Genomic DNA, 991 nt, shown 5'->3' with positions numbered 1-991 from the left:
AAGGCATTCAGGCAAGGCGGCCCAGCATCAGTCGGATCATCCCCAGGTAGACGAAGGCTTCGGACGACTCCTCTTTTCGCTCGTAGTCTCTGGCCAGGCGTCGTTCTCGGCTCAGCCACCCGAGCGTCCTCTCCACGATCCAGCGCTTGGCCTGGACGACGAAGCCGGGAGTGTTGTCCGAGCGCTTCACGATCTCCACCTCGACACCGGCTTGCTGAGCGATGCGCTCCACGCGAGGCCCCTCGTAGGCTGCATCGGCCCACACCTTCTGCAGTGAAGGGAACTGCTCGGTGGCCAGTGGCAGCACGGCCGCCGCCGCATCTCGGTCCTGAACATCGGCCGTGCTTATCCACGCCACCAGCACCAGTCCCAACGTGTCGACCAGCAGGTGGCGCTTGAGCCCCTTCACCTTCTTGTTGGCGTCATAGCCTCGGGCTTCCGCTTGGATGTCAGCCTTCACACTCTGGCTGTCGAGGATGGCTGCGGTGGGCTGCGGCGAGCGTCCCGCCTGCTTTCGGACCTTGCCGCGCAGCACGTCATGGATGAGTTTGAGGGTGCCGTCCTTCTTCCACTGCCGGAAGTACGAGTAGACGCTCTGCCAATCTGGAAAGTCGTGCGGCAGGTAGCGCCACTGCACACCGGTGCGCGAGACGTAGAGGATGGCGTTGAGCACCTCGCGCCGGGGGTGCACCACCGGCTGCGGGCCGAAGGGATTGCCTCGGACAAAGGGTTCCACCAGTTCCCACTGAGCATCGGTCAAATCCGAGGGGTAGTGCTTTCGGTCAGCCACCTGGGGCGTAGGGCTCATGGCCTGGGCCATAGAACGGGAGCGCGCTTCAGGCAACCCGCTCGGTAGGACTCGCAGTGTCCCACCTGACACAGCAGCAAGCCAGAGAAGGGGCTGGCAGGCTGCCTGTGCCTGCCTTGTACTAGGTTGGCTGCTGGGGAAACACTACAGGTTGAGCCTGCTCACCCAAGGTCAACACCCTCT

General features: G+C 63.6%; 1 protein-coding gene. It reads right to left on the bottom strand.

Annotated features, from left to right (window positions below; genetic code table 11):
- Positions 1-7 precede the first annotated feature (7 nt).
- Entirely contained in the window at positions 8-790 is a 783-nt protein-coding gene (locus tag KY501_RS54675; RefSeq protein ID WP_224373255.1) for an IS5 family transposase, read from the bottom strand.
- Positions 791-991: the final 201 nt, after the last annotated feature.

The sequence above is a fragment of the Hyalangium versicolor genome, from assembly GCF_020103695.1.
In the GTDB taxonomy this organism is placed as follows: Bacteria; Myxococcota; Myxococcia; order Myxococcales; family Myxococcaceae; genus Hyalangium; species Hyalangium versicolor.
The sequence above is the reverse complement of the archived record's forward strand: the minus strand, read 5'-3'. Positions and strand labels throughout refer to the sequence as shown.